This is a genomic window from Streptococcus sp. (assembly GCF_030825805.1).
Lineage (GTDB): Bacteria > Bacillota > Bacilli > Lactobacillales > Streptococcaceae > Streptococcus.
Window position 1 is genome coordinate 31,495 of sequence record NZ_JAPJPF010000008.1, and the last position, 15,501, is coordinate 46,995.

Sequence of the window (15,501 nt, forward strand, 5' to 3'; positions counted from 1 at the left end):
TCACGAAAGATGAGAACAAAATGGAAAATCAAACCTTAATGCAATATTTTGAATGGTACTTACCCTCAGATGGCCAACACTGGTCCCGCTTAGCTGCAGATGCTCCTCACCTGGCAGATTTGGGCATTCGTAAAATCTGGATGCCACCTGCTTTTAAAGCGACATCTGCCAATGATGTCGGCTATGGCGTCTATGACCTCTTTGACCTTGGAGAGTTTGACCAAAAAGGGACTGTCCGCACCAAATATGGTTTCAAAGAGGACTACTTGCAAGCCATCCAAGCCTTAAAAGAAGCTGAAATCCAGCCCATGGCTGATGTGGTCCTCAACCATAAGGCAGCAGCCGATGGTTTAGAAAAATTTGAAGTGGTCGAAGTGGACCCTAACGATCGGACCATTGTCTTGACAGAGCCTTTTACTATCAAGGGCTGGACCAAATTTACCTTTGATGGTCGAAATGGAGCCTACAATGACTTCCACTGGCACTGGTACCACTTCACCGGTACCGACTACGATGCTTCCCGCAATAAGAGTGGGATTTACCAGATCCAAGGGGACAACAAAGGCTGGGCTCAGGATGATCTGGTCGACAGCGAAAACGGCAACTACGATTACCTCATGTATGCCGATATCGACTTCAAACACCCAGAAGTGGTCGAAAACCTCAACCAATGGGCTGAATGGTTTATTGAAACAACTGGGGTAGAAGGCTTCCGTCTCGATGCGGTCAAACACATCGACTCCTTCTTTATGAAGAACTTCATCCAACAAATCACAGACAAATATGGAGAAGATTTCTATGTATTTGGCGAGTTTTGGAATGGGGATGAACAAAGCAACAATGACTACCTAGCTAGCATTGACTATCAGTTCGACTTAGTCGACGTTGCCCTCCACCAAAATCTCTTTAGAGCTAGCCAAGAAGGGGAAAACTTTGATTTAACCACTATTTTCAATGGTACGCTCGCAAGCAATCATCCAGAAAGTGCTGTAACCTTTGTCGATAACCATGACACCCAAAGAGGACAAGCTTTAGAGTCCACTGTTGGTGAATGGTTCAAGCCTGCTGCTTACGCCCTCATTCTCCTCCGCGAGGCCGGACTTCCATGTATCTTTTACGGAGACTATTACGGGATTTCAGGGGACTTTGCCCAGCAGGATTTCCAAGCCGAGCTTGATCAACTCCTTCGTATCCGAAAAGACTTATCCTACGGTGAACAAAAAGACTACTTTGACGATCCTAACTGCATTGGTTGGACTCGCTCTGGAACGGAAGAGTCTGCTCCTATCGCCTGCGTCATTTCAAATGCGGCTGCATCTGCCAAACGCATGGAAATCGGCCAAGCATATGCAGGACAGACCTACTACGATGCCCTAGGAAATTACCAAGAACCCGTTCAAATCCAAGAAGACGGCTGGGCTGATTTCCCAGTCTCAGAACGCTCTGTCAGCGTATGGATTTTAGCAGACTAACTAGAAAATTTAATTGACTGAAGAGGCTGGGACAAAAGTTCTAGCCTTTTAATTGTCTTTTGATTGTCGAGCAAAAAGCAGTGGTTGAGTGGGCTCTACTACGCTGATTTCATCAGCTTTTACAGTCCTACTCAACTGTCGGAGGTGGGACGACAAAATCGAATTCTAACGAATTACCGATTTCTGTCCCACTCTCTTTCTTATATTTTATGGCAAACCACAGGTTCATTCTAACACCTTAGGAAAGCGCTGTCAATTCCTTATCTTATTCTGTTAACAAATTCATAAAAAGAAAAAACTCGCCCACTTCCATCATCGGAAGTGAACGAGTTTGATACGCTAAGAAGCCAAGGGGCCCTTTTTATCTTAGCTTAATTCCGCAACAATCGCTTTGAGTTGTTCTTTGGTGTGAACACCAGCGACTTGTTTCACCACTTGGCCATCTTTCTTGAACAAGAGTGTTGGGATAGACATGATGCCAAAGTTACGAGCAGTGTTTGGATTTTCATCCACATCCATCTTAAAGATTTTCAAGTCATCTTCATGGATCTCTTCTGCCAACTGTTCCAAGATTGGTGCCTGCATCCGGCAAGGACCACACCAAGTTGCCCAGAAGTCGACCAAGACCAAGCCTTGGCTAGTTTCTTGTTCAAATGTTGCATCTGTTAGTACGTGTACCATAGTTCCTCCTTTGATCAGTGCTTTCCACTAATCTCTCATTGATAGTTCTATTCTACACCAAAATTCTAGTTTTTAGAAATATTTGCTACGTTCTCAGCCTTGGACATCTTCTTTCTTTTTCTTCCAGAAAAGAAGGCTAGACAAGAGGAGGGTACCTAACCCATAGAATCCTATCCATTCCTCTTCAGTGCCTGTTTGAGGAAGCTGACCTGCTTTTTCTTGCGCTGGAACTACTGCTTTACCCGTCTCATAGGCAAATGTTTGTCCATAAGCAACAGATAGAGATTCTGGTTTTGCAGTTTCTTTCTCAGCCGTTTTGACGAGAGGACGAAGATTTGTACTAGCAGGAATCTCTGAGCTACCATATATTTCAGGCTCTGGAAGGACTGGCAGATGGTAGTCTTCGATGTAATGAACTGCTGGTTCTACCAATTTAGCTCCTTGAATCTCAGGAAGGGCAGCATATGCTGTATCAGCTGCGTTAGGAAGATAAGTAGCTACTTGCGAACGCGTCCCTTCTACAATCGGAATGGTCGCACGGATCGAATCTGTCTTGAAGGTGACTTCGTAAGGATTTTCAACGGTTAAGTCAGATGGATCATAGGTATTGAAGACTAGGGCTAATTTGTGGCCCTTTTTAACCGTATAGAGGTTTGGTTGCAGATGGACCGTATAGTCGTGGAAATCTCCAGCTTTTGGCTCGATACTATTTCTTGAGCTGGCTGAATCATAGCCAGACTCAGGGTTGGCCAGGTTGATCCATCCTTTGGCAATGACCTTGTATTTGGTCTTAATGGTCTCAAACTCTGCTACTGAGAGATTAGAAAGGTTACTTCCCATCCAGAAGCCGTCTGCTTTTTTATCCGCCTTGACGCCACCGTTGCCGACCACATCAAATTCCTCATCAGAGACGTCGACTAAAAGGGCATTGATCTGGAAGTTCTTGCCTTTCCCCTTAGCCAGGGCTGCCTTGAAGTGCACAGGGATATGCCCTTTGATGGTAGTATCTTCTGTCACTTCTGACACAAAGGTCATGTTGGCTTTTGAAGATCCTTGGCTCACAGTTTCGTTGCGTTTAGCAATCTCTATGCCAGCTCCTGCGTAGTCACTTGAAATCGTCTCTTCCAAGCGTTTCGACTGTGCATTAAGGAAGAGGCGTTGCGAAGTCTTCCAGTTATCATAAGTGGTCCACTTACTTGGGTCATAGTTGTTTTGAGCCAAGACAGCTGGTAATTTGTCAACTTGATTCTCTACCCCGTACAAGTAATGACTAAGCCAGGTATTCAAAAGATCATAGAAATCTTGGCCATTGGCCTGGATACCATAACCACGAGACATGGCTGCTGGATAGACGTGATCTCCCTGGTGGAGATAGAGCTTGACGTCTTGGCCTGCCTTCTTGAGAGCATCGTACATGAGTTCAAAATGCTTGGTTTTAACGTTGTCATCATTCAAACCGTGAACCAAAAGAGCGCTGGTCTTGAATTTTTCAGGATGAAGGGTATAATCCCGTTCCTTCCAGACATCGCTGTAATTGCGTTCGTGCGCATTTTGATCCTTGTTGAGCTGGTTGATATAGTTGGCATAATTTTGCCAAATCCCTGCCCAATCGTCTTGATCCAGCATCCGCGTGCTAACATAGAGGGAGAGCCATGAAAGGTCACTATAAGGTGCATTGCCAAACTGGGTTCCTTGACTATTGAAATAATCATACCAAGAAGCAATCCCAGCAGCCGGAACGATAGTCTTTAGGCCTTCTACGCCTGTCGCTGCCACACCAAAGGTCGTGGTTCCAGCCCAGGATAGACCGGTCATAGCAACATTTCCTGTAGCCCAGTCTGCCTTGATTTCGACATTGCTGGTCTTATCGGTGTAGGCCTTGCGTTTGCCATTGACCCACTCGATAATATTCTTAAAGGCATTGATTTCGAGATCAGATCCTGTGGTGTTAAATCCTTCTGATCCCTTGGTACCAAGTCCTGCACTGGAGATAAAAGCATAGCCTCTGACCAAGAAATAGTCGTACCAGTTGAGATTTTCGTAGTCATAGATATACTCGTAGGGACTGTAGTAATACCAATCCGAAGCCTTGGCCTTCTTAGCCGCTTCTACTGTTGACGAGTTTCCAACTGCCTGACGTTTAGCCGGTTGCTTCCGCAATTTCTTCATATCATAGGAGCCATCTGTCGGCAAGCCCAAGCTTTTAAGAGTCACATAGTTCTCATCCAAGGTTCCTGCTACATAAGGACGCGCTTCCAGAATGGTCGCTGCCTTGAAGTCTCCCCTGGCAACTGCCTTAGGCAACTGGACAATGGCCTTGACTAGATCCGGCTTGCCATCCGCATCTGTATCGTAATCGGTCTCCACATAGACTGGGAAGCGGACGATTTCGCTATCCTCATAGTGGTAGTCTTCATCTGATTTTTCCCCAGTTGTATAAGGGAAGATGGGTTGAGCCCGCCCATTTAAAAAGAGAGGAGCTTTCTTTTCAGACCTATAGGCATCATAGAGTTTCTTAGCAATGCTATACATATTGGTCAGCTCTTCTTGACTGACCTTGCGGTTCAAGTCTTCTTGAGTACTGATCATTCCTAGACTCTTAGCAAAGCGTTCCCGATCCGCCGCCGATTGACCGACCTGTTTGGAATCCGTCGCAGCCCACTGAAGCAATTCATCAACAGCATTTTGAACCGTTAATTCCTTATCCTTGAGCTCACTATTTGCCAAGCTTCCTGTGTAAGAGGTTAAGACTTGTCCTGTCGCTGGAGTTGATGTTCCCGTCGAAGCCACTGGACTAGTTGGGACACCTGCCCCCTGAGGTGCCTGCGGGAGGTTTGTTTTTTCAGTTACCGTCACGGTCTTTTCTTGTCCGACTGGCTGGTCAACCTTCTCCGTCTCTGCCGGAGCAATTGGACTCGGTCCTGCAGGTTCAGAAGTTTCTACTTCCTTCTTAGGTTCCACACTTGGAGCGGATGCAGACTGGTCTACTTGAGATGGGGAAGCTACCCCTTCAGAAGCTACAGGCTCCGGAGCCACCTGAGTCACCACTTCTTTCGTTGGAGCAAGCTCTGCTAGGTTCTCATCTGCTGCTACCACTTGATTTAAGACAAAGGGAGCTAGCAAAAGGCTTGAAGCCACCATGGACACCACTGTTTTCTTTTTCATAAAAGAGACCTCACTATTTTGTAATCAATACAGCTATTATACTATGTAAGCGTTTTTATAGCAAATTCTGAACAAGAAAAAAATCGAGGCAAATTTGCCTCGATCAAAAGATATTTATTTCACGTGATCTTTTAATTCTTCTTGAGCTTTTTGGTTAGACTCTGCTTGCTCTTTCTTCCATTTTTCAAGAGCTTTGTTGTAGTCTTCGGTTGTTACAGCCTTGTCTTGAAGTTCCATACCTTTGTAGACAACGTTGTCTTTCCCTTTACCACCGGTCCAGCCAAATGGTGCTGAGAATGGTACGACACGAGTCAAGAATGGACGACCAGTCTTAGAAGTGGTTGGGATGACCAAAGCACTATCCGTCAACCAAGCTTGAGCTGCAGCATATTTCTCATAACGTTTGTTAAGGTCTTGTGTTTCAGCTCCTGCTTCTGTTACCATCTTCTCAAAGTCGTACAAGCCAACTTTCTTAGCTGCCTCATTGTTTTCGCTTGGGTCAAATCCAAGGAAGGTACGAGTGTTTTCACCAGAAGAAGCTTTCAAGATATCAAGGTAAGTTGATGGGTCTTGATAGTCTGGGCTCCATCCGACGTTATCTGAGATATCCCAGTCTTCGTCTTCTGCTTTAGCAGCAAAGAGGGTTACGTTCAAGAGATCTTCTTTTGATACCATATGGATATCGACAACGACATTTTCTTTTCCAAGCGTACTTTCAACCGATTGTTTGAAGGATTGAGCGCGTTGAACCTTAGATTGAGTCGTTTGGTCTACTGGCATATCCAAGTGGATTGGGAACTTCACGCCATCTGCTTCAAGTGCAGATTTCGCTTTGGCAAACTCTTCTTTGGCTTGTTTTTCGTTGTAAAGACCATTTTGACCATCGTCAAGATTTGCATCTTTCCACTCGTCTCCATAAGTCACCAACTCAGATTTAACCATCTCACCGAAGGTCTTGCCATCTGCTTGAACGAATGTAGGTGGGATGTACAAGTTACGGATCAGTTTGCTTGCTCCATCTTTACCATTTGCTTGGGCAGCATAGGCTTCACGGTCAAAGGCAAAGCTGATTGATTGACGGAAGTCTTTGTTCAAAAGAGCTTTCTTAGTAGATGATTTTTCTTCATCTGTTGTTTTTGAAGTGTACTTGTAAGACTGACGGTCGATATTCACACCAATAACGAAGGTGCTGGCATCTTGAGGTGTGTAGATGATTTCATCTTTAAACTTCTTAGCTTGGTCTGTAAATCCAGGTCCAGTTGGGAACAATTTAGCAAGGCTAAGAGCGTTGTCCTCAAATGAGTTCGCCAATTTACTTTGGTCTTGTCCATCATAGTATTCGAGCTTAACGTCTGTGATGTGAACATTGTCCTTATCCCAGTAGTTTTCATTCTTGCTCATCTCGATAGATGATTTAGAAGTGAAGCTCTTCAAGATGTATGGACCATTGTAAAGAAGAGAGCTAGTATCACTTGCTTGGGCAAATTTATCCCCTTTTGATTCAACGAATTTCTCATTGATTGGGAAAGTGATCCCAAGAGTCAACTTAGAATTCCAGAAAGGCTCTGCCTGGTTCAAAGTGATTTGAAGGGTATGATCATCAACTGCTTTAATGCCTACATTTTTGAAGTCTGAAGTCTTACCTTCAACATAATCATTCAAGCCCTTGATAGAGTTTTGAATGATGTAGAGCATTTCAGACTTGTGGTCAGCGGCATACTTGATCCCTGCAACGAAGTCATCTGCTGTCACATCCGCATACTCTTCCCCTTCTGAATCATACCATTTGGCATCATCACGAAGTTTGTAAGTATAAGTCAAGCCATCTTCTGAAACTGTCCAATCTTTAGCAAGTGAAGGAATCAAATTTCCATACTTGTCGTTTTCAAACAAACCATCGATCAAGTTTCCTGTGATTTCGTGGGTTGCAGCTTTACCAGATGTGATGTAGTTCAAGTTTTCAGGTTCTGTCTCATAGACGTAAGAGAATTTTTGACCTGACTCACTTGATTTTGAGCTTGAGCTTGATGATTTAGAACCACCAGAACATGCTGCAAGAATACCTGCTGAAAGAAGAGCTACTCCTGCAAGAGCAATGACATTTCTTTTTTTCATTGTTTACTCCTAATAAATTTTTAAGGTTGTCTTAAGATTATACCACAAAGATTTTCAGAAGAGAAGTAATTTTCTGAAAATTTATTAAATTTTGTAATTTTTCTTATCCTTAGCATTTATTAAAGTGTGAACCATAGTCTACAAAGGCCTTAACATCGCTGGTTTTGCCCTCATGAAGGTCCCGAACAATTTTCGAGCCTACGATGACACCATCCGATACCTGATTAAAGCGTTGGATGTCTTCTTGGGTGGAAACCCCAAATCCTGTCAGAACTGGAATAGTGGCCAAGTCTCTCAAGGTTGCCAAGTGCTGATCCAAGTCGTCTCGGTAGTTGCCCATTTTCCCAGTAACTCCATTGATAGCTACCGCATAGATAAAGCCTTCTGCTTCTTGGATCAAAGCCTTTTGGCGTTCGATGCCTGTGGTCAAGCTGACCAGGGGAACAAGGGCAATATCACTCCCTTCCAAGTAAGGTGCTATCATATCCGCATGCTCATTTGGCAGATCTGGAATGATCAACCCTTTGACGGAGGTAGAAGCTAATTCTTTTATAAAGGCTTCAATCCCATATTGGTAGACCGGATTGATATAGGTCATGATGACCAGGGGAATCTTGGTCTCTTGTTCTTGGAGTTTTTTTACAATAGCGGTTAAGGTCACTCCCTTGGCCAAACTACGTTGACCAGCCATCTCGATGACTGGGCCATCCGCTACAGGGTCCGACCAGGGTATCCCCACTTCAATAGCCGATGCTCCACTTTCCTCCAAGAGATGAATAGTATCAAAGAGCCCATCTAGTCCCTTCTCATGATCCCCCGCCATGATGTAAGGGACGAAGATTCCTTGCTTGCTGTCTTTAATAGCTTGTAAATGCTGTGTTAGTGTTTTGGTCATCTCTACTTCCCTTCTGCTTCAAACCGTTCTTTCACCTGCATGACATCTTTGTCTCCACGACCAGATAGGCAAATGATAAGATTTTGGTCCGGAGTCATTTTCGCTGCGACTTTTTGCGCTAGTGCGATAGCATGACTGGACTCCAATGCTGGAATGATTCCCTCCAAACGAGAGAGCAACTTAAATCCTTCGAGGGCTTCTTCATCCGTGATGGAATCATAGCTTGCTCGGCCAATTTCATTGAAATAGCAATGCTCTGGCCCCACACCAGGATAATCCAATCCAGCAGAGATAGAGAAGGCCTCCATGATCTGTCCATGGGCATCTTGAAGCACTTCCATCAAGGCTCCGTGAAGGATACCAGGACGACCTTTGGCAAAGGTTGCTGCGTGTTTGTCCGTATCCAAACCAAGACCAGAGGCTTCCGCTCCGTACATGGCTACAGATTTGTCTTCTACGAAGGGGTAGAACATGCCAATAGCATTGGAGCCCCCACCGATACAGGCTAGGACCGCATCAGGAAGTTTTCCTCCTGAGACTTCAGCAAACTGACGTTTGGCTTCCATACCAATCACGGATTGAAAATCTCGGACAATCTCTGGGAAGGGAGCTGGTCCAAGGGCAGATCCCATGATGTAGTGAGTATCATCAATCCCAGCTACCCATGCACGAAGGGCCGCATTGACCGCATCTTTCAGCACGCGCGATCCGTCTGTCACACTATGGACTTTTGCTCCCAAGAGCTCCATCCGAAAGACATTGAGGGCCTGGCGTTTGACATCTTCTTCTCCCATATAAATGGTACACTCCATCTCAAAGAGTGCTGCTGCCGTCGCTGTCGCAACTCCGTGTTGACCAGCCCCTGTCTCCGCGATGATCTTCTTCTTGCCCATCCGTTTAGCCAGCAAGACCTGACCAAGGGCATTGTTAATCTTGTGGGCCCCTGTATGGTTGAGGTCTTCTCGTTTCAGGTAGATTTGTGCTCCTCCGATGTGCTTGGAGAGGCTTTTGGCGTGGTATAGAGGAGTCTCCCGTCCTACATAATTCTTGAGCAAGTCATCCAATTCCGCTTGAAAGCTTGGATCTGCTTTGGCTTCTCGGTACGCCTTATCCAGTTCGATCACGGCTGTCATCAGGGTTTCTGGGACAAACTGGCCCCCAAATTTTCCATAAAACCCTTTTTCATCCGGTAGTTGATAGTTCATGCTTTCGCTCCTTCTATAAATGCTTTTATCTTTTCTATATCTTTGTGTCCGTCTGTTTCGACCCCTGAAGAGACATCCAGGGCATAAGGCTGAAAGGTCTCTCGAGCTTGGCGGACATTGTCCACTGTCAAGCCCCCTGCAATAAAGAAATTCTGCTGAATCTTCTGATCTTTCAGCAAGTCCCAATCAAAGGTTTGCCCACTCCCAGCTACTGGAGCATCAAAGAGCAGATAGTCCGCCAGGCTTGTCACTTGGGCTTCCTGAGCACTGAGCTGGATCGCGCGAATGACGGGAACTGAAATCTTTGGAATCAGAGCTTCATCAAACGTTCCATGAATCTGAACAATGTCTAAGGGAACCTGAGCAATGGCTTGCTCTAACTCCTCTAGACTGGGTGAGACAAAGACTCCGACAATTTTGGTCGGACCAGTCACCAGTCTCGCCAATTCATGGGCTTGCTCCAGACTGACTTGCCGCTTGCTCTTAGCGAATACAAAGCCGATATAGTCTGCTCCTGCTAGGACAGCCGTCTCAACGGCTTCCGCTGTAGATAGGCCGCATATTTTAACCTTTGTCAATTTGTAACTCCTTGACTTTTTCTGCTACATCTCCTGCTGTCATGAGGGCAGTCCCTACCAAGATCCCATTAAAGTAGGGAGCGACTAGAGCCGCATCTGACCCATTAAAAATAGCGGACTCCGATATATAAACCGGCTGATCTTTGAAATGCGTGGACAATTCAAGACTGGTATTCAGATCCGTTTCAAAAGTGACCAGGTTCCGGTTGTTGACCCCGATGATGTCCGCCCCGATCCGATGGGCGATTTCGAGCTCAGGTAAGTTATGGGTCTCTACAAGCACTTCCAAACCAAGCCCTGTCGCAAAGTCATAGAGTTCTTTAAGCCGGTCTTCTGGCAGGGCTGCGACAATCAAGAGAATGACCGTCGCTCCAGCATTGCGAGAGCGGACAATTTGCTTCTCATCGATGATAAAGTCCTTGGCCAAGGTTGGAGTCGTTACCTGGGAAGAAATCTCACGAAGGTAGTCGAGATCTCCCTTGAAAAAGACTTGGTCCGTCAGGACTGAGATCATGGCTGCCCCGTTTTCTTCATAGGTTTTGGCTTGGGCAACAATATCCACATCCAAGTTAATATCCCCCATACTAGGGCTGGCTTTCTTCACCTCAGCGATGATCTGCAAGTGCTCTTGATGGCTCTTGAGAAAATCGTAGAGACGATAGGTCTGACGAAGAGGCTGGAGGTCTTCCATGACCATTTGCGCCACTTCTTTTTCTTTTTGTTCTAGGATTGTCGGTAGAAAGGCTTTACTCATACTTGAACCTCTTGTAAGTGTTGCAATTTAGCAAGGGCAGAACCATCGGAAATCAATTGACGCGCTAGCTCCACACCTTCTTTGATACTTGCGACTTTTCCATTGGCATAGAAACCAAGACCAGCATTGAGAACCGTTGTTTCCAGATAAGGGCTGGCTTCATTCCTCAAGACACTGAGGATTATTTCTGCATTTTCCTTGGCATCACCACCAGTTATTTCAGACAGCTCCACCTTGTCCATCCCTAGATCTTCATAGGTAAAGGTATGCTGGCTGATCTTGCCGTCTTCTAGGAGGGTATAGGTATTGGTTCCATAAAGAGCCGCTTCGTCCATATTGTCAGGACCAGTGATGACGACGGCACGTTTGCGTCCCAACTGCTGGATGGCACGCGCGACAATCTCTTGCAATTCGACACGGTAGAGTCCCATGAGTTGGGTTTCAAGATCCAGTGGATTGGCAAGAGGACCGACCAGGTTCATAATGGTTGGAATCCCCATAGCTTGACGAGCAGGACCAATAAAACGCATAGCCGGATGCATGGTTTGCGCAAAGATAAAGGCCAAGCCAACCTCGTCCAAGGCCTTAGAGAGGGTCTCTGGTGAGGCAGCCACATTGATGCCCAGCGCTTCTAGAACATCTGCAGAGCCCGATTTAGATGAAACAGAGCGATTACCGGCCTTGGCCATGCGGATCCCTCCAGCAGCCAAAACGAAGCAAACAGTCGTCGAAATGTTAAAGCTATAGGATTGGTCACCACCAGTCCCACAGTTACACATGGCATCTGAGAAGGTCTCTGGCAATACCGTCGCATGGGCCTTTAAGGCGCGTACAATTCCGGTAATTTCGTCTGCTGTTTCTCCCTTGGTTTTGAGTCCCATCAAAAAGGCAGCGATTTGACTTTCTGATAGTTGGTTTTGCAAGATTTGATCAAAGACTTCTTGGACTTGCTCTTGCGTCAAGTCTTGGCGATTAGAGATTTGTAAGAATAGTTCTTTCATAAGGGTTTCCTCTTGTCTTTTCTACACGTTTCAATAGAAATTTTATCTGCTTTGAACTGCTGGTCTAGTCTAGGACCAGCTTCACAAAATTTTCGATCATTTTTAGACCATCTGGACTACCGATACTCTCAGGATGATACTGAAGTCCGTAGATGGGCAGGCTCTTGTGTTGGATGGCCATGATTTCTTGGTCGTCCGTGGTAATGGCTGTTACCTCAAATTCTTCTGGCATTTGGTCAACGACGATAGAATGGTAACGCATGATGGGCACATCATTCTCAATATCCTTGAAAATGGGAGATGGTGTTTCAAAGGTAATCTGGCTTTGTTTGCCATGCATGACATTCTTAGCCAGGCGCAACTTGCCACCAAAGGTCTCCGCCAGGGCCTGGTGCCCTAAGCAAATCCCCAACATAGGTTTCTTACCTGCAAAGTCTTTGATCATGGCTTCCATTTTCCCAGCATCTGCTGGCCAGCCTGGACCTGGGGAGAAGACGAGAGCATCTGCCACTTCCGCATGCTCATACAAGCGCTCATCATCATTTCGCAAGACCTCAACCTCTGTAAAAGTTCCCAAGTATTGGGCCAAATTATAGGTGAAGGAATCGTAATTATCCACTAATAAAATCATTGAACATCTCCTATTCTTGTCATTGATTTTGCCTTGTTAATCGTCTCGTAAAATTCATTCTCCGGAATACTGTCGTAGACAATCCCTGCCCCAGCTTGGACATAGGCCTTTTGATTCTTGAGAATCATGGTCCGGATGGCAATGGCGAAGTCCATATCCCCTGTCGCTGAGAGGTAGCCGATAGCCCCTGCATAGACGCCACGTTTTTCCTGTTCCAACTCATAGATCCGACGCATGGCCCGAATCTTAGGAGCCCCAGAGACTGTCCCAGCTGGCAAGGTGGATTTAAGGGCATCGAGAGCTGTTAGGTGTGGCAGGAGTTGCCCCTTGACCACACTGGTCAGGTGCATGACATAGCGGAAATACTCGACTTCCATATACTTGGTCACTTCGACCGTCCCGTTTTGAGCGATTTTCCCGATATCATTTCGTCCCAGATCCACCAGCATGCGGTGCTCGGCTGTTTCCTTGATATCGTGAAGGAGTTCATGAGCCAGAGCTTGGTCCTCTTCTTCCGTCGCTCCACGAGGTCGGGTTCCGGCGATCGGATTAGTCGTCACCTCTCCCTTTTTCACCGATACCAGACTTTCAGGACTGGCTCCAATGATCTGGTAGTCGCCAAAGTCATAGAAATAAAGATAGTTGGATGGGTTGGTCACGCGCAAATTCCGGTAATAATCCAAAGGATCACCCTCAAAGTCTGCTGAGAAGCGTTGACTGAGGACACATTGGAATATATCACCTTCACGGATCAGCTTTTTGGCCTTCTCCACCATCTCCATAAAGACTTCCTTCTCGATATGATTGGTGAAGTGCAGGGCCTGCAAGGCCTGAGGGGTGAACTCGTTGGGTGCTTGAGTTTGCAGATTGGTCACCACTTGCCCCAGTGATTGGCGGACCGCGTCATTGCTCCGACCAGAGTAGATATTGTCTTCCACCACATAGACTTTTTCCTTCTTGTGGTCAAAAATCAAATAGGACTCGTAGATGAAGAAATGCATATCTGGTGTCCCGATGGTATCCTGAGGAATGGATCCAATCTCCTCATAGACTCCGATCATATCATAGCCTGCAAAACCGATGGCTCCGCCAGCGAAAGGAAGATCAGACGTCAGCCCCTTTACCGTTACCTGGTGGAGGTAGTCAAAAGGATCTTGCTCCAGCACCTTGCCATTCTCATAAAGGATGCCATCCTGATAGGTCACCTCAAATACTGGATTGTAGGCCACGATAGAAAAACGGGCATTCTCCTTCTCACGCGGGATCGACTCAAGGATGACCTTATGGTCACCTTGGACACGCATGTAGGCTAGAATGGGGGTTAAGGTATCAGCTGGTAAAATTTTTTTCATAGGAATTCCTTTCTTTTCCTAGGGACGAAGCGATGCAAGTCCTGACCCAAGCACATCCAATACTCTTCGAAGTTAGCAAGCTGACCAACTTCAACAGAATACAAAAAACCTCACAGAGTAACACTCTGTGAGGGCATTAAATCAGGTTTAACACGGTACCACCTCAGTTAATGGTCAAAAGGGTAGAAAGCGACCATTATCTCTATCTCCTCTAACAAGGAGTCGCACGATAAGGGGTGCCTACCGAGAAGAATATGTGTTATCCTCTCCTACTCTAAACAATCAGCCCAATGTTCACTAATCCCGACTACCTACTCACAATACCCGCAGGCTCCCTGAAAATCTTAGACTAGTTACTTTCTGATTTACTACATATTTTACTACATTTTTTTGGCTTGTCAAGAATTTTTTGACAGTTTATCCTAAAAAATCTACCCAGTCAACTGGACCAGGCAGATTCAATCCTATGTTTTAACCTTGAAAACGAAGCTTATTTGACCAAGTCGCTCTTGAGATAAGCATCGACCATGCGCTCTGTTGCCACCACAGAATCCACATGGGTCCGCTCATAGGAGTGGCTCGATTCGATCCCTGCTCCGAGAAGACCATGCTTGACTTCTGCTCCTGCACTCATGGCTGCGGATGCATCGGATCCATAGAAAGGATAGATGTCCAGTTTGTAAGGGATATTTTGCTCCTTGGCCAAGGCCACCAAGTGCTGACGGAAACCGTAGTGGTAAGGACCAGAAGCATCTTTGACACAGATAGAAACTGTGTACTCGTCTGTCTGCTGGTCATCTCCCATAGCCCCCATGTCCACTGCCAAGTATTCGACAGCTTGAGCTGGGATACTGGAGTTAGCCCCATGGCCCACTTCTTCAAAGACAGAGAAGGCAAAGTGAGTCGTTACTGGAAGGGTCACGCATTCTTCTTTGTAGATGCGGAGAAGGTTGAGCAAGATAGCAGCGCTGACCTTATCGTCCAAGTGACGAGACTTGATAAAGCCCGTATCTGTGACGATAGTCCGAGCATCAAAACTGATAAAATCTCCCACTTCGATCCCCAAGTTACGCGTTTCTTTTTCATTGGTCACTTTTTCATCCAAGCGCACTTCCATATTGTCCTGGGTCCGCTCCACAGTTCCCGCATCCTTGTAGACATGGCAAGAGGTTTGGTGGACAAGGATAGTACCCGAATGAGTCTTTCCTGTATTGGCCACATGGACGGTACAATTTTCCCCTTCGATCATATTCCAAGGGAAGCCACCGATACGATCCAGCTTGAGACGGCCATCTGGCTTAACTGCCCGTACGATCGCTCCAAGCGTATCCACATGGGCCGTGATGTAGCGGTGTTGCTCGTCATTTTCCCCTTTGAGGACGACTGTCACACCCCCCTTAGCTGTCCGAACAGGGCTGTAGCCCATGTCCGCCAAGGTCTTGACCAGGTAGTTGGCCACTTCCTCTGTAAACCCTGTCGGTGATGCGATGGCTGTGAGTTCTTTTAGATATTCGACTGTTTGATTCATGAATTTCTCCTTCAATAATCTGCTAGTACGATTATAGCACGACTGCCCCTAAAAGACTAGCTCCGACAGAAAGCAAAAAGAGGCTGGGACAAAAGTCCTAGCCTCTCAATTGTCTTTGGATTGT

At 46.1% G+C, this 15,501-nt stretch carries 12 protein-coding genes; 1 reads left to right on the forward strand and 11 read right to left on the reverse strand.

Annotation, left to right across the window (positions count from 1 at the left end):
* The first annotated feature begins 20 nt into the window (after positions 1-20).
* Complete coding sequence (locus tag RCH62_RS02340) at positions 21-1,472, forward strand: alpha-amylase (RefSeq protein ID WP_306474526.1); 1,452 nt, start codon at positions 21-23, stop codon at positions 1,470-1,472.
* A 366-nt stretch (positions 1,473-1,838) separates the two neighbouring features.
* Here RCH62_RS02340 and trxA read toward each other — a convergent pair whose 3' ends face one another.
* From trxA to RCH62_RS02395, 11 genes are all read right to left on the reverse strand, one after another.
* Positions 1,839-2,153 (reverse strand): thioredoxin, encoded by a 315-nt coding sequence (gene trxA / locus RCH62_RS02345; RefSeq protein WP_006595996.1) that lies wholly within the window; start codon positions 2,151-2,153, stop codon positions 1,839-1,841.
* 93 nt (positions 2,154-2,246) lie between these two features.
* Entirely contained in the window at positions 2,247-5,318 is a 3,072-nt protein-coding gene (locus tag RCH62_RS02350; protein WP_306474527.1) for a CocE/NonD family hydrolase, read from the reverse strand.
* A 114-nt stretch (positions 5,319-5,432) separates the two neighbouring features.
* Positions 5,433-7,433, reverse strand: coding sequence for a peptide ABC transporter substrate-binding protein (locus tag RCH62_RS02355; protein WP_306474528.1), 2,001 nt, complete (start codon positions 7,431-7,433; stop codon positions 5,433-5,435).
* A gap of 109 nt (positions 7,434-7,542) precedes the next feature.
* Entirely contained in the window at positions 7,543-8,328 is a 786-nt protein-coding gene (gene trpA / locus RCH62_RS02360) for a tryptophan synthase subunit alpha (RefSeq protein WP_306474529.1), read from the reverse strand.
* A gap of 2 nt (positions 8,329-8,330) precedes the next feature.
* Complete coding sequence (trpB, locus tag RCH62_RS02365) at positions 8,331-9,533, reverse strand: tryptophan synthase subunit beta (RefSeq protein ID WP_306474530.1); 1,203 nt, start codon at positions 9,531-9,533, stop codon at positions 8,331-8,333.
* The gene (locus RCH62_RS02370; protein WP_195213759.1) at positions 9,530-10,111 is read right to left on the reverse strand and encodes a phosphoribosylanthranilate isomerase; all 582 of its coding nucleotides are present in this window, start codon (positions 10,109-10,111) and stop codon (positions 9,530-9,532) included. The genes trpB and RCH62_RS02370 overlap by 4 nt, the downstream gene beginning before the upstream one ends.
* Positions 10,098-10,865, reverse strand: coding sequence for an indole-3-glycerol phosphate synthase TrpC (trpC, locus tag RCH62_RS02375; protein ID WP_306474531.1), 768 nt, complete (start codon positions 10,863-10,865; stop codon positions 10,098-10,100). The genes RCH62_RS02370 and trpC overlap by 14 nt, the downstream gene beginning before the upstream one ends.
* Complete coding sequence (gene trpD / locus RCH62_RS02380) at positions 10,862-11,866, reverse strand: anthranilate phosphoribosyltransferase (protein WP_306474532.1); 1,005 nt, start codon at positions 11,864-11,866, stop codon at positions 10,862-10,864. The genes trpC and trpD overlap by 4 nt, the downstream gene beginning before the upstream one ends.
* A gap of 64 nt (positions 11,867-11,930) precedes the next feature.
* Positions 11,931-12,497, reverse strand: a complete 567-nt coding sequence (locus RCH62_RS02385; RefSeq protein ID WP_287514962.1) for an aminodeoxychorismate/anthranilate synthase component II — start codon at positions 12,495-12,497, stop codon at positions 11,931-11,933.
* Positions 12,494-13,849 carry an anthranilate synthase component I gene (gene trpE / locus RCH62_RS02390; protein WP_306474533.1) on the reverse strand — a complete coding sequence of 452 codons (1,356 nt, stop codon included), beginning with the start codon at positions 13,847-13,849 and terminating at the stop codon, positions 12,494-12,496. Before trpE ends, RCH62_RS02385 begins: the two co-directional genes overlap by 4 nt.
* A 490-nt stretch (positions 13,850-14,339) precedes the next feature.
* Positions 14,340-15,377: a M42 family metallopeptidase gene (locus RCH62_RS02395; protein ID WP_306474534.1), complete on the reverse strand. Its 1,038-nt coding sequence runs from the start codon at positions 15,375-15,377 to the stop codon at positions 14,340-14,342.
* Positions 15,378-15,501 lie beyond the last annotated feature (124 nt).

Bases quoted from the DNA above. Each gene is read 5' to 3' on its own strand.
- RCH62_RS02355 (WP_306474528.1), bottom strand. From the start codon at position 7,433: ATGAAAAAAAGAAATGTCATTGCTCTTGCAGGAGTAGCTCTTCTTTCA.
- trxA (WP_006595996.1), bottom strand. From the start codon at position 2,153: ATGGTACACGTACTAACAGATGCAACATTTGAACAAGAAACTAGCCAA.
- trpD (WP_306474532.1), bottom strand. From the start codon at position 11,866: ATGAAAGAACTATTCTTACAAATCTCTAATCGCCAAGACTTGACGCAA.
- RCH62_RS02350 (WP_306474527.1), bottom strand. From the start codon at position 5,318: ATGAAAAAGAAAACAGTGGTGTCCATGGTGGCTTCAAGCCTTTTGCTA.
- trpA (WP_306474529.1), bottom strand. From the start codon at position 8,328: ATGACCAAAACACTAACACAGCATTTACAAGCTATTAAAGACAGCAAG.
- RCH62_RS02395 (WP_306474534.1), bottom strand. From the start codon at position 15,377: ATGAATCAAACAGTCGAATATCTAAAAGAACTCACAGCCATCGCATCA.
- RCH62_RS02385 (WP_287514962.1), bottom strand. From the start codon at position 12,497: ATGATTTTATTAGTGGATAATTACGATTCCTTCACCTATAATTTGGCC.
- RCH62_RS02340 (WP_306474526.1), top strand. From the start codon at position 21: ATGGAAAATCAAACCTTAATGCAATATTTTGAATGGTACTTACCCTCA.
- trpC (WP_306474531.1), bottom strand. From the start codon at position 10,865: ATGAGTAAAGCCTTTCTACCGACAATCCTAGAACAAAAAGAAAAAGAA.
- trpB (WP_306474530.1), bottom strand. From the start codon at position 9,533: ATGAACTATCAACTACCGGATGAAAAAGGGTTTTATGGAAAATTTGGG.
- trpE (WP_306474533.1), bottom strand. From the start codon at position 13,849: ATGAAAAAAATTTTACCAGCTGATACCTTAACCCCCATTCTAGCCTAC.